Origin of the sequence: Bacillus cereus group sp. BfR-BA-01310 (genome assembly GCF_022664325.1) — a bacterium.
Classification (GTDB): Bacteria; Bacillota; Bacilli; order Bacillales; family Bacillaceae_G; genus Bacillus_A; species Bacillus_A paramycoides.
Window position 1 is genome coordinate 43,384 of the sequence record NZ_JAKUHD010000020.1, and the last position, 13,276, is coordinate 56,659.

The following is a 13,276-nucleotide window of genomic DNA, read 5'->3' on the forward strand; positions in this document are numbered from 1 at the left end:
TAATTATGCGAGGTGAAAAGTATGCAAAATAAAGAAGAAATGATAGCGCTTGCGTTAAAGGAAGGGGTAATTATACCAAGTATAGCATTATGTTGTGAAGGTAATGAAGAGGAAAAAGGACAGACTATTTCTGACCTACCATTCGAGTATTAATTATATACCATCTATCCCTAGTACTATCAAATTAATGAAAATAAGGAGATTTCTAACTAGGGTCACCTTACATGCACATCAACTTAAGAATTCCGAATTACCCCAAAACGAAATTTATACTATTTTACAGTTATTTATGAGAATTCAACTCATTTTTTTCGTTTTGGAGAGCAACCAATTTCTTAAGTTGATGGTGATGTGGTTGCGGGTAAAACTGTTGGATTTATAGATGTTGTTGTGATTTGAACCATAAGTTTGCCACTTTGGCAAGGTTATGGTTCTTTTTACGCTAACTTATATATAACTATGATTTAATGTTAATTTAATAAATATCGATGTTGATTTAAAGTAGTTTATGCGAAATAAAACATTGGGGTTTTTTGGGAATAAAAAATACAATGAATTGTTTTATTTTATTAATTCACATAATTTACAAAATTTAAATATTTAATTGTTAATATTTGTTATATAATGAAATTGTCAAACCAGGCATCAAATAGTGTCCCTTATGTTTCTGTTGAAACAGTTTGATTTTCCCGTGTATTAACCTTAAAAAGAACTTGGTTACAACAAAAAGTATGTGAACAAACACAAATCTCTAACCATCTCTTCTTTTATTTTCAACGGATTCGTATCCTAGATGCCAACGTATTTTAAGTACCAAATGTTTTAGAGAATGTATATCCAGTCTCTCGGGGATGTGCCCAAACAGCCGGAATCAAAATTCACCTTCTAAGTTACAACGCACATGCGTATATATGATTCTCAATCTATCCATGAATGTATATAAACAGCTAAAGGAATGGGAAAGGATTAAAATTATTTTAATTTTGAGAAGTATATTCTTGTACAAGAATCAATAAACAAAATATCATAATATAAAAAAAAGAATTGCAATCCATGTATTCTCTGAATATAATAAATGCAAAATGTATCTAAATATTCCGAAAATACAGACATGTGTTTTATGAAAGTAAATTGAATGGAAAAAACATTCATTTAATAGGTGGATTGTTAAGTGTATTTATTTTTAAATACATAGATTTAAATTCTGAAAATTGATTTTTTGAATTAGTTTTTAATAGTATAGAATAATATTTACGCCCGTACATTTAGTTAAGTAAGTAGTGCCTTTAATAAATATTGTAAATCCGATTATACGATAAAGATTATAAGAAAATATGAAATTATAAAACAATCATTTTTTATACCTATAAGTTTCTGAATAATCAAACTAATGATCTTTTACAGCGAATACAATCAGCGTGTAAGGTTTTTACTGAAAATTCGATGAATGGTGGGAATGAAATGAAACGCAGGATGTTAACAATATGGTTTGGAATTATAAGTTTAATCATTATATTGCTAGGGGTTTCTATTCCACAAGCAGCAGCCGAGATAATACATCAAGAAAAGTTTGAAATGAACTGGAATTATATTAAATTCAAAGATACTAAAGTAAAGATAAAGGCAGACTTACTAAGAACGTCATCAAAAGATATTGCATATTGTTTATCACCTGATCTGAATTCACCTAACGGAGATAATCTCCCTGAAATTGGAAGAGATAATGATTTTGTATATCGTGTCTTACTTTATGGATATCCTCAAAAAACGCCGGCTGAATTAGGAGTTTCTACAAAAGAGGAGGCCTACTATGCAACTCAACTAGCTATCTGGATTGCATCTAAAAAAATTGAAATTGCCGATTCAAAGCCAGAAAACCAACAGGTATATAACCTTGTAAAACATTTGGTAGAAAAAGCTTCTACAGGTACTGAAGTTCAGGAAACATATTTGAACGTAATACCTACTGGAAAACAAACTGTAGAGCAGAATGGAGAATATTTTGAAACAAATTTATATAGAGTTCAATCAAATTCAGTATCTGGAGTATACTCAGTTCAAATGGAGGGTGCACCAGAAGGAGCTAAAATTATAAATGAACAAGGTGAAAACAAGAATGAATTCTCTATAGAGGAAAAATTTAAAGTTATGATTCCCAAAAATGCAACAAGTGGAAATTTCAAGATAAGAGTAAATGCAAAATTGCAGAGCTTACAAGCAGTTATCTTTGATGGCCAACAAAGGATTCAAAATACAACTGCTTTATTACCAAGAATGAGTGAAAAAAGCAGTACAGATATAGTAGTAAAATGGGAGTTTTTAGGGGCGTTAAAAATTATGAAAGTAGGAGAAAATAGAGAGGCTTTAAAAGGGGCAGTGTTTGAGGTTGTAAGTGAAAATGGGGATTTTAGACAAGAAATCACTACAACTAAGAATGGGAGTGCTACATTAAATAAACTTCCTACTGGTACGTATGTTGTAAAAGAAATTCAGGCTCCAGAGGGTTATGTACTTGATCCTACAATAAAAAAAATGGAAGTAAAAACTGGCGAGATAGCAGAAATAGAAATAAAGAATCAAAAAATAACAAATGGCCTGGAAATTAAAAAAGTGGATGCTACATATGAAAGTGCTAAACAATCTTATGATATACAAAGTAAAGAGCACACAATGGAAAATGATCTTGCAAGTAAGGAAAAGCATCACCTGCCATCAACAGGAACGAAGTTTCCAACTGTCCCGTTTGTAGGACTAGGACTTGTTATTTTAGGAATCTATATATTAAAAATAGGAAAAAATCATAGTTAAAAACTATAAACAATAAGGATTTTGTTACCAATGCTTAAAGTTAAATATGCTAAGAAATGTTTTGTGAAAAATGTAGATTATAACGATTCCTATAAATGAAAACGCTTGCAATAAATTAAATTATGAAAAAACTATATGATATACCTAAACATTTTTTGTCATATAAGAAATAGTCTAAAATCTTACTTAAATAATTTATCATGTGCATAGCTTCAACACCACTCAATATAACACGGAGAGTTCCCTGAACGTGCTCTCCAGGATCAAATACAACGAGCAAGTGTATTGAGTATTCTGATTAATTATATTATTATATGGAACACCGTATAATGAAGTAAATCTGTAGAAATGTTAAAAAGTAAGTGTGAGTCTAATGAAGAACTATTAAAACATATCTCATCACTAGGATGGGGGCATATCAACTTTTTAGGTGAGTATCGATTTAATGTAAAAGATTATATATTGAGTTCATTTCAAACTGATGTATATTCATAAAAAGCACGTTACTATTCTCATTAACATAAGAGAATAGTAACGTGCTTTTAACTTTAGGAATAGCCTAAAAGCTTAAGTTGATGGATGTGGGGTCTCGCCACATGCTTATCAACCTAGTGAAAATAAACACTCCAAAACAATAAAAAGCAACTTAGTTGCTATAAAAAACAGCAAATATTCTGTTATATATTTCTAAAAATTTGTAATATTTACAAAAATATAAAAACGATATACATTTTAGTTGTACCAAAAAAATCCAAGCAAAGAGGAGATGGTTGTATGTTCAAGAAGTTAGTAGTAGGAGCATTATCAGCTGTGCTTGCATTAACTGGAGGATTGGGAACGATATCAGCAAGTGCAGAGAAAGGTAATACGATTAAATCTTTCGACTATGTAACTGTAGATGGAAAGAATGTGGATGCCACGGCTAAAGTAAATAATAAGCTCAACGGAGACATCAAAGTAACCATGGTTCTACCTAAACAAAATACAAATGGAGATTGGTTGGCATATGGTTTTACGAGCAAGGAGACTTTGGATGCTTTTATTGAAAAAGATCAAAAAAGACTTGAAAATGAAATAAAGCCCCTAGGTATGGGAGGTAGCGGACCTGGTAGTACTGATTTCTATGATAAAGATGGACAGTATTTTTCTTGGAGCTATGGGTTTAAAAACTTACCTTCTAGCTGGAATGACAGAATAACTTCCATAAGAACAGCGTCACCTTCTGCAAGTTATTCGACGACACTGTGGGAACATACTTCAACTCAAGGATATGGCAAAGGAGTCTTATTTAGACACTCTGATTGGTATGGTAAAATTGCTAATCTAGCTGCGGATTGGAACAATAAAATTTCAGCAATTGAAATCAAATAGTAGGAGTACAGACTTATCGCTATCCAGGTAAGAAATGCAAATACCCCAAAAACGAAAATTTTATCTCTTCTTAGTGGTCTATGGGAATCTAGTTCATTTGTTGTTTTAGGATATAATGAATTTCTTAACTTGATAGCGATGTGGATGTACCCCATCTTTATAATTAAATCTATATTGTAAACTAAACAACTTTTTTGTCACTTAACATTCTGCTCTCTTTCGAGCCGATTCAGGAACAGTACTAGTTTGAGATATTCCCCGTGAAATTGGTCGGAAAGAGGGCAGCAAGGTTCTTATGGATCCTATGTTTAACATATCTCGAATATTGTCCCTCCTCTTTAATATTCTAATAAGCAATGAAAGAGCCGTTACGTTTGTGACGGTTTCTTTTTGCTATACTGGGATAAAGGGGAGATGAATTGTGCTAGAAGAAAAAGAATTGCTATATTATCTAATAAACGCTACTGATTACATAAGAAATCCATCAGAAATAGACAAAGCACCAGGCATTAAAGATAAACTTATTGAACAAGGCTATTTAGAGGATGTAGACGAGATAAAGTTTACAGAAAAAGCTATAGACTTACTAAATAACTTTTATGAAGAGCACGCTTCTCGTGCGTTGGGAGTGCTTAAGATGTTGAGATTACCAGCAGCGGAAATATCGTTCTATGAAATATGTTATTGGCTGGTAATGGAAGAGCAAATGTATTGTGCTGAGTATCTTCTCAAAAGGTTAGATGAAGATGGGAGAGTGCGAATTGATGAGAGTAGCGATTGGGTATGAGCATGAAGTATTATGGATTAGAGGATTAAGTAACTATGTAGGATGGTTTTTGCAATGTAAGATTTTCTTCTTTTCTGTCTAATAGGGGTCACCATACATGCCCATCAACTTAAGAATTTTATAACGTCCCCTAAACAAAAAAATGTACATTTTCACCTGGAGATGTCAATTTTCTCGTTTTGGGTTATCTGCATTTTTTAGCTTGATAGCGATGGGGTACCACCAGCATTTTGAAAAAAACCACGCTAAGAGCATGCAAGATTTTATACAGTTTTTCGGCTAATCCAGTAACAAGCGAGAACTCTAAAACCCACGTCAGGATAGGAATATATATAAAAATAAATAGATTCATAGAAAAAGAAAAAGGCGGATTCCTTGTAAGAGTAGGGATTCTCCGTTGTCCTTGCTACCGATAATAGGACGTTATGTTAATCTCACATGTATAGAATATACAACATAACTTTATGGTAAAATCTCGTTAAAAAGGGGAAATAATCATGGTGATTGATTTAGAAATAGATAAAGAAATGCATCCAACGGTTGCTCTTTTATATGCAACAGTTAAGGATACGTACAAAAGATTAAATATATTAGTATCAGATATAACACAAGAAGAACTGGATTATAAAGGACCAACTGAAAATCAAAACAGTATAGGTCAATTATTAAAACACTTATCAGTAGTAGATTTACACTGGGTATATCGATTAAAGAATGAACCTATACCTACAAATATCCAATTAGAATATGGTCCAATGATTAATCCAAATGGAAAACTTCCTTCAGTAAATAATGTATCTATTAATGAATTAATAAAAGCTTATGATAGAGTGCAAGAGATGTTTCATTTAGAATGTACAAGGTTATCTGAGGATGATTTAAATCAAATTGTTTCATACGAAAATGGAAAGCAGGCGACAATTAGATGGGGAATATGGCATATAGCTGATCATAATCGTTATCATCAAGCTCACATTAGCTTGCTAAAAAAAATATATAGAGAAAAACAAGGGAATATTTAACTTCCGACAACGAGAATTATGTAAATGAGCTGTCCATATGGGCAGCTTATTGTATTTTTTGCTTAGCGTGGGGTTTTTCCGAAATGCTGGCGGTACCCCATCGCTATCAAGCTAACAAGACAAAATACCCCCTAAAATGAAAAAGGCGTTATTCTTTCTGAGAAATCATAGGAAAGGATAACGCCTTTATATCAATATGACGGTATCCTATATGAAAAATTAACATCGTCCTAAATGTATATATTGTATATATTGTACACATTGTGTATAATGTGTTCATAAGCATTTAAGAGGCAAGGAGTTGAATCATGAAAATCTTACTATCTAATAAGTCTAAGTCACCTATTTATCAACAAATCATTGATCAGATTATATTACAAATATCAAATGAAACATTGAAAGTAGATGATTCGTTACCTTCTATGCGTTCATTAGCAAGAGACTTGAAGGTAAGTGTTATTACTTCAAAAAGAGCGTACGAAGAACTTGAAAAAGCGGGTTACATCTACTCTATAGTAGGGAAAGGCTCGTTTGTTGCAAAACAAACAAAGAAACAACGAGCGGATGAACCAAGTAATCCAATACGTGAAAAGTTCAGTACAATCGTTCGAGAGAGTAAGGCTAATCATTTATTAAGGGATGAGTTAATACAAATTATTAATCGTATTTATGAGGAGGAATAAATATGGAGAACATTGTAGAAGTGAAAAATGTTTCAAAAACATATAAGGGATTTTCTTTAAAAAATGCATCGTTCAACATCAAAAAGGGGTTTGTAACGGGATTTATTGGCGCAAATGGTGCTGGGAAAAGTACGACAATTAAACTTATTATGGATCTTATTAGCAAGGATAGCGGGGATATCACAGTTTTTGGTAAAAATCATCAAAAGGACCAAGTTTCTATTAAAGAGCGTATAGGATTCGTATACGATGACAATATCTATTATGAAGATATGACAATTCATCAACTGAAAAAATTCATTGCTCCAGCGTATAAAAAATGGGATGAGAATCAGTTCCAATCCTACTTACAGCGCTTTGAGTTACCGAATAACATAAAAATGAAAGAGATGTCTACAGGGATGAAAATGAAGACTTCCCTAGCATTTGCACTTTCACACCATGCCGAATTTATACTTATGGATGAACCGACATCTGGACTCGATCCTGTATTCCGAAGAGAACTTTTAGACATCCTTTATGATTTAATGGTTGATCAAGATAAAACAATTTTTTTCTCCACACATATTACCACTGATTTAGATCGTATTGCTGATTATATTGTATTTATTCATAATGGTGAGATTGTGTTTGAAAAAGATATACATAGTATTTCTGAAGAATATGCAACTGTAAAAGGGGATAAATCCTTGCTTACGCCTAAAATCAGAGAACAATTAATCGGGATTCGTGAAACAAACCTGGGATTTGAAGCACTCACAAGTAACGCCAGCCGTTCACGTACACAATTAGGCAATGATGTATTAATTGAAGAAGCGACATTAGAAGATATTATGTACTATACAAAAAAGGGGAATGTTCAATATGTATAATTTAATATTAAAGGATTTTCGATTGCAAAAATTATTGATCTTACTCTACCTACTTAGTATATGCTTTTTTATAGGGACGTTTGGAAGTTTTTGGTTCATAGTCGTTTTGGTGGCTGGTTCTTATATGATAAATCTACATTATTACGACGAAAAGAATAATAGTCACAAATTTATTAATAGCCTGCCTTATAGTAGAAATAAAATTATTATGTCAAAATATATTGGTACAGTGTTGTTTACGATTCTAGTAGTTCTATTCTCATTATTGATACAAGCAGTAATTCAAGTTGCATCCCCGACTTATGGAGTTGAAATTGAAAATCCACAGACCATTGTGGTTAGTGTTCTTACTGTCATGTTGTTTACGTCTATCTACTTACCATTTTTCTATCGCTTCACCAATAAATATTTGATGGCTGCTGTCAGCATTATTTTCCCTGTATGTGTTGTTTTATGGAGACCAATTGAGGCATATGTAAATATTACTGACCTTGCATATGGCGTTACTACACAATTTACTATTAATCAACTAATTACACTTGCTTCAATCGTTACCATGCTTATATTTATCGGATCTTACTTCTTAACGGTGAGAATTTATAAACGTACTGATTTTTAAAAATTCTTTTTAACTGAAATATAGAATACCTAACAAATAACTGCTGTACAGTTTTTTCTTAAACGCTTTGGTGCTACTCAATCGCTATTAAACAAATAAAACAAAGTTCTCCCCTCAAATGAAAAAATGCGCTATTCTTTCTATAGAATCATAGGAAAGGATGGCATTTTCATGTCTGTTTCTGTGTCTGACGAATTACAACTATTTGCTCAAGAGATTCAAAGTTTATTATCTCCAAATACTTTACGGGATCTTGCTAGAGATGTTGGTTTTGTACAACGAACCAGTAAGTACCAAGCAAAAAATTTAGTGGCTTTATGTGTATGAGTGATCCAAAATGTAGCTATGACTTCTTTAACTCAGTTATCTAGCTGTTTAGAAGCATCAACAGGAGTACTCATCAGTCCTGAGGGACTGAATCAACGATTTAATAAGGCGGCCGTCCAACTTTTACAACACCTACTAGCCGAACTACTAAGCAAAAAATTGGCCGCATCGCCATCAAGCTAAAAATTTATAGTACCCCCAGAACGAAATTTTGTGCTAACTTGTAGCAAAAAAGCTCTTTTTTCGTTTTGAGGTAATTCTTAATTCTTAAGTTGATGGGCATGTATGGTGAGGCCAATTAGAGGAGTATGGTATATTTGAAAAAGCACCGATATACTTGCAACCAAGTAAAAAAGCGCCCTGTAAACAGGGCGCTTCGGAAATATATTAGGCTTTAATTAATGACTAATATTAGCATTTGGATATAATGTTGTTCCTCCAATTGAAACTTTAATTTCATTTGTTAATGGAACATTTTGTTCATTAATAATGGTTCTCCACCATTCCCATGCAAGACCTGTACATTCTCTTGCTACGACTTTTACATTTTTTGAATTCGGTGGAAGTGGTATGACTGTATTGAAATGAGCAGTTCTGTCTCTGCCGTTTCCTTCCCAAGTTTTATGGGTTAGTACTTCTTTTCCATTTTGATCATATGAGAATTCATCCCAAGATACATCAAATTGAGCAACATATCCACCAGTATGATCAAGCGTCATTTTAGCACTAGAATATTCTGTAGTTGTAGTCTCAATATAATCTGTATTGTTATGAACAGCAGCAGTTGCGTTATCTTTTAAGAAAGTGCTTGTATATGAAATTGGGTATGCTGGATTTTTAGAACTTAATTCTGCATTATCTTTAATGATATTTCGGATTTCATTAAAATCTTTTGTAACAACCTTGTTATGCTCTTTTGCATCTCCGCCTAATACTACAGCGGTAAAGGTACTGTCTTCAAAAATATCTTTGTACTGTCCACTCGCTTCAACGCCTTGCCCCTTAATTAAGGCTTTAAAGGCAGTTTGTACATCTTTGCTCTTAGATGATGTTTCTAATTTCACATAAACTGTTCTACCATAAGCTACATTTGATACCATAACAGGCGGAGCCGCATTACTTACCCCTTTACGAGTTAGCTCATCAAAAGTAACACTATTATCAAAAAGATCTGATGGATTGTTAGGTAGTTCTGCACTTACGGTATAAAATATTTGCTTATATGCCGCCACCATCACTTTTTTCTCTCCATTTGCAATCGCATTAAAATCAATGTTCAGTGAATTATCAAGATATTTAGCGTTAACATTTAGAGCACTTGCTATTTGAGATTTACTATACACCATAGATTCCGTATACTGCATTCTTGCAGGTAACGTATGTGTTTTTGAATACTTTTCATTCCAAGTAGATACTAATTCATCTACTGCTCCAGACACATTACCATATGTAGGATTTTGGACAGTAATTGTATTGTCTTTTCTCATGCCAGGTAAGTCTATACTAATATTCAAAGGCTTTCTCTTAGCTACTAACAAACTAGGTTGATTATCTGCAAAAGCTTTATTTGCAAGTTGTACTGCTCCTGGATAAGTACGATTAGCCACAGAATCAATAATCGAAATATCCACTGGTGAAGTTGTAAGTGATTTTTTCTCGCGTTCAACTACTACAAACTTACCATTTGAATTTGTACTTTCTTTCGGAACAAAACTCTCTACTTTATCACCATTTACTGCTAAAACCTCTTGATTATTATACTTAAGATTCCCTATGCCAGTATCTATGTTAATAGCTTTTTTTGTTGTATCAGCTGAATTACTTGTATGTGTTTCAGCGAAGGAAATAGAAGAATAATTAAAAGTGCATAAGCCAATTGATAAACATGTTAGGAATTTTATTCCTTTAGTAATTTTCAAAAAATCAACCCCTTCTTTTTTTCGTATTAAGGTATGATAATTATTTATAAATAATTGCTAAATAGTAAACTTACATAAATGCTTTTAAAAGTTCTTGAACTAATGGAAGTGCTCCACCTACAAATTTTAAAATTGCCATTGCGATTGTCATATTATTTCCTCCTCTTTTGTTGTTGCTAAGATGTGATTTATCTTTATGCTTTTATTATAGTAAGCGCTTACATTTTTATCAATACATTTCAATATGCAATATTACATATAACGTAAGCTGGTTTTATTGCTATAAGGGGTTCAGTCGATATATACACGTATCTCGGTTGAATCCCTTATAGGAGAACATGCTGCATGATTTTACGGAGTAATGAAAGAATTTTTCTTATCTAAGCCCTGACCATGGGATCCGCATATTAATCAAGAGGAATTATTCATATAAAAAAGCTCTTCATTTGTTATTTTTAGGTCATAGATGTTAAACTCAATAAAATCAAAGGTAGGAACATATTTGATATGTACAAAATGTTCCTTTCTTTTTATTATGTGGCGAGACTCCACATCCATCAACTTAAGAATTTTTTAACGCCCCTAAAACAAAAAAATGTACATTTTCATCAGGAGATGTCAATTTTCTCGTTTTAGGGTATTTTCTTTTCTTAGCTTGATTGTGATGGAAATAAATTAGAGTTTATTTTTATCTTACATGATGATCCATGTGAATTAGAATATGCATCTTATTTAAGTGAATGGGATGCGGAACACCAAGAAAAACAAATGAGATTGTATCTATAAAACGGAAAAAACATTATTCTTTTTGTAAAAATATACAGAAAGGATGACGTTTTTTATATTTGAGAGTATTAAAATCTCTTAAGTTGAGGGGCATATAAGGTTAATTTTGTAAAAATGTATTATAATGGATTTTTGGAATATCAAATGTTAAATGTATTAGAGAGGAGATATATTATGGCAACATTTATACTTATACACGGTGCATGGGATGGTGGATATGTTTGGAGGGAAGTTGCAACACAGTTGAGAAAAGAGGGGCATGAAGTATATACACCTACATTAACTGGACTTGGAGAAAGAGCGCATCTTTCACATCCGAGTGTAGGATTAAAAACATATATTCAAGATATTGTGAACGTTATTCACTATGAAAAATTAAAGGAGGTTATTTTAGTAGGGCATAGCTATGCTGGAATGGTAATAACGGGGGTTGCAGAAGTTATTCCAGAATGTATTAAAAATATTGTGTATATTGACGCGATGATTCCAAATAACGGAGATTCTGTAATGGATATTTCTGGACCGGAAATGTCTGCACATTTTATAGAGGAAGTAAAGGTTCATGGAGATGGATGGCGTATTATTCCAAGAAATGCATCAGATCAAAGAAAAGTTGCTATGCCACTATTAGCATTTACACAATCAATTGAAATGAATAATTCGATAGTGAATGAGATCCCACATACATATATAGAAATTCTTGATCATCCTGCAAATTGGCCAATGGCCCCTATTTTTCAAAGATCCGCTGAAATAGCAAAGGAAAGAAAATGGGATGTATATTCTATTCAAAGGGGTGGGCATTGGGTTATGCAAACAAACCATGAAGAATTAGCTAGTATTTTAGAAAGATGTAGTTAATAACATAAAAAGAATGTACATAAGAAATTTGCTTAGCGTATATTTTCATCAAAATATTGGTGGTTCGTCTATTATGGATAATATTAAACCGAGAAAATCACTTGCCGTGACTGAAGTAGTTATTAAAAATCAAAAATAATCGTTGGACTTATATAGACTTAAAGGCTAAGGTGTCTATGAAGATAAGTTTTCACCGTTTGTAAAGGCTGTTTCAACTAATTAATAATTAAGAAGACTATCCCTGTGCACAAGCAAGAAGATAGTCTTTTTTGTGAAAATTAAGTAACTGAGAAATAAAAAAACAAATTAAGTTTTTGGAATTCATTAACTTTAGAAAATAACGTTTTTTTTACACTTGGGGGTATTTCAAAATCTTCAACTTGATGGGTATGGGGTACCGCCTCATACCCATCAACCTAATATTTTGGAGTGCCCCCCAGAACGAAATTTTGTACAAACTTGTAACAAAAAAGCTCATTTTTTCGTTTTGGGGTAATTCTGAATTCTTAAGTTAATGGGCATGTAAGGTGACCCAAGTTAGAAATCCCCTTATTTCCATTAATTTGATAGTACTATGGATAGATGGTATATAATTAATACTCGAATGGTAGGTTAGAAATAGTCTGTCCTTTTTCCTCTTCATGACCTTCACAACATAATGCTATACTTGGTATAATTACCCCTTCCTTTAACGCAAGCGCTATCATTTCTTCTTTATTTTGCATACTTTTCACCTCGCACAATTAATAAAATATGATATTAAGATATAACATTTTATCTAATCATGTCGAAAAAATCAATACTGAATTTTTTCAACATAGCTTATAATATTCAGAAATTTATTACTAACGATAGTGCTCCTTCTAAGGATTTCAAACTGGTTCTGGTGCAAAAACTATAATATACGTGTAATTAATCTCTAAAATAGAGAGGGGTATTAAGATGGCCGAAAACATCAAAACAGGTATTCAATCAGCAAAAGGTGAAGAACTAAAACTAGGTGATGTGTTAAGCGGTGATGAATTACTAGACACAGTAGTTGGAAAAGAAGCGGAAGGTCAATTACATGCACAAGTGGTAAGTGAACCGTTTATTACATTTGATTTAGAGGATTTCTTACGTCAAAACAGACATGTAGTCGTATCTGAACATACAAATGAACATAAACGTAGTAAAAAGAAAATATTTGAAGAATAGGGGTAGGGAAGATGGGGAAATTGG

12 protein-coding genes and 4 pseudogenes are annotated in these 13,276 nt (G+C 32.5%); 14 read left to right on the forward strand and 2 right to left on the reverse strand.

Annotated features, from left to right (window positions below):
• The first annotated feature begins 21 nt into the window (after nt 1–21).
• From MR109_RS30105 to MR109_RS24510, 11 genes and pseudogenes are all read left to right on the forward strand, one after another.
• Nucleotides 22–153, forward strand: a complete 132-nt coding sequence (locus MR109_RS30105) for a hypothetical protein (RefSeq protein ID WP_257145239.1) — start codon at nt 22–24, stop codon at nt 151–153.
• 540 nt (nt 154–693) lie between these two features.
• Nucleotides 694–906: pseudogene (locus MR109_RS24465) on the forward strand (IS4 family transposase); the annotation flags it as partial.
• Nucleotides 907–1,461: 555 nt separating this feature from the next.
• A complete protein-coding gene (locus MR109_RS24470) occupies nt 1,462–2,808 on the forward strand; it encodes a SpaA isopeptide-forming pilin-related protein (RefSeq protein WP_242274165.1) in 1,347 nt (448 codons plus the stop codon).
• A gap of 231 nt (nt 2,809–3,039) precedes the next feature.
• Nucleotides 3,040–3,303 (forward strand): annotated as a pseudogene (locus MR109_RS24475) (Tn3 family transposase); the annotation flags it as partial.
• A 279-nt stretch (nt 3,304–3,582) separates the two neighbouring features.
• Nucleotides 3,583–4,179, forward strand: a complete 597-nt coding sequence (locus MR109_RS24480) for a hypothetical protein (protein WP_242274166.1) — start codon at nt 3,583–3,585, stop codon at nt 4,177–4,179.
• 421 nt (nt 4,180–4,600) lie between these two features.
• Nucleotides 4,601–4,966, forward strand: a complete 366-nt coding sequence (locus MR109_RS24485) for a hypothetical protein (RefSeq protein ID WP_242274167.1) — start codon at nt 4,601–4,603, stop codon at nt 4,964–4,966.
• A gap of 500 nt (nt 4,967–5,466) precedes the next feature.
• Entirely contained in the window at nt 5,467–5,988 is a 522-nt protein-coding gene (locus MR109_RS24490) for a DinB family protein (RefSeq protein WP_242274174.1), read from the forward strand.
• 308 nt (nt 5,989–6,296) lie between these two features.
• On the forward strand, nt 6,297–6,671 hold the full coding sequence (locus MR109_RS24495; protein WP_242274168.1) for a GntR family transcriptional regulator: 375 nt from the start codon (nt 6,297–6,299) through the stop codon (nt 6,669–6,671).
• A 2-nt stretch (nt 6,672–6,673) separates the two neighbouring features.
• Nucleotides 6,674–7,543, forward strand: a complete 870-nt coding sequence (locus tag MR109_RS24500; protein ID WP_242274169.1) for an ABC transporter ATP-binding protein — start codon at nt 6,674–6,676, stop codon at nt 7,541–7,543.
• Nucleotides 7,536–8,162: an ABC-2 transporter permease gene (locus tag MR109_RS24505; RefSeq protein WP_242274170.1), complete on the forward strand. Its 627-nt coding sequence runs from the start codon at nt 7,536–7,538 to the stop codon at nt 8,160–8,162. Before MR109_RS24500 ends, MR109_RS24505 begins: the two co-directional genes overlap by 8 nt.
• A gap of 171 nt (nt 8,163–8,333) precedes the next feature.
• A pseudogene (locus tag MR109_RS24510) lies at nt 8,334–8,660 on the forward strand (IS4 family transposase); the annotation flags it as partial.
• A gap of 227 nt (nt 8,661–8,887) precedes the next feature.
• Here the strand turns inward: MR109_RS24510 and MR109_RS24515 are convergent.
• The gene (locus MR109_RS24515) at nt 8,888–10,435 is read right to left on the reverse strand and encodes a thiol-activated cytolysin family protein (RefSeq protein WP_374202581.1); all 1,548 of its coding nucleotides are present in this window, start codon (nt 10,433–10,435) and stop codon (nt 8,888–8,890) included.
• Nucleotides 10,436–11,062: 627 nt separating this feature from the next.
• On the opposite strand from MR109_RS24515, the pseudogene MR109_RS30465 reads away from it, so the two are divergent.
• Together MR109_RS30465 and MR109_RS24520 are read left to right on the forward strand one after the other, a co-directional pair.
• Nucleotides 11,063–11,194, forward strand: a pseudogene (locus MR109_RS30465) (VOC family protein); the annotation flags it as partial.
• Between the two features lie 174 nt (nt 11,195–11,368).
• Entirely contained in the window at nt 11,369–12,055 is a 687-nt protein-coding gene (locus tag MR109_RS24520) for an alpha/beta fold hydrolase (protein ID WP_025151331.1), read from the forward strand.
• 593 nt (nt 12,056–12,648) lie between these two features.
• Here MR109_RS24520 and MR109_RS30110 read toward each other — a convergent pair.
• On the reverse strand, nt 12,649–12,780 hold the full coding sequence (locus MR109_RS30110; RefSeq protein ID WP_277931090.1) for a hypothetical protein: 132 nt from the start codon (nt 12,778–12,780) through the stop codon (nt 12,649–12,651).
• 217 nt (nt 12,781–12,997) lie between these two features.
• Between MR109_RS30110 and MR109_RS24525 the strand changes: the two genes are divergently transcribed.
• On the forward strand, nt 12,998–13,252 hold the full coding sequence (locus tag MR109_RS24525; protein ID WP_098790338.1) for a hypothetical protein: 255 nt from the start codon (nt 12,998–13,000) through the stop codon (nt 13,250–13,252).
• The last annotated feature ends 24 nt before the right edge of the window (nt 13,253–13,276 follow it).